This is a genomic window from Candidatus Hydrogenedentota bacterium, assembly GCA_016791475.1.
GTDB lineage: Bacteria > Hydrogenedentota > Hydrogenedentia > Hydrogenedentales > JAEUWI01 > JAEUWI01.
On sequence record JAEUWI010000420.1, the window covers coordinates 1 to 536 of the forward strand.

General features: G+C 67.9%; 1 protein-coding gene. It reads left to right on the forward strand.

What is annotated here, in order from left to right; genetic code table 11:
• Positions 1 to 536 (forward strand): hypothetical protein (locus JNK74_30030; protein ID MBL7650409.1); only part of this gene is annotated, 536 nt, incomplete at both ends.

Genomic DNA, 536 nt, shown 5'->3' on the forward strand with positions numbered 1-536 from the left:
GCCGGTGGCGGCAGCCTGCGCAGCGACCGCAAGGGTGTGAGCATCCGCGACGCTGGCGCCACGCCCCTGTGGCGTTTGCGCAAGACCTTGTCCCACGAAAAAGGCATCTTCTGGCTCGGCGCCAGCTACCAGGCCCTCGAAGCCCAGCACCAGTACCAGGATGCCTTTCACGACTTCTTCCAGCTCGTCGAGCTGCGCCCCCTCTCGGTGGCCCACATGCGCGAGGCCATGCTGGCCCTGGCCGGCAGCTTCGGCATGAAAGGGCTGCAGGGCGAGGCAGCCACCGCCGAGATGGACCGCGCCCTCGACGCCCGCCCCGAACGCCTGAAGGCCCTGCGCGCCATGACCGGCGGCAATCCGCGTACCACGGTCATGCTCTACGACCTCTTTGCCGTGGCGGGCGATGGCAATGTGCATAGCGATCTGCGGGGTCTGCTCGACATGATGACGCCCCTCTACAAAGCGCGGATGGAGAGCCTGGCCGAGCAGCCCCGCAAGCTGCTGGCCCACCTTATGGAACACTGGGCGCCCGCCAC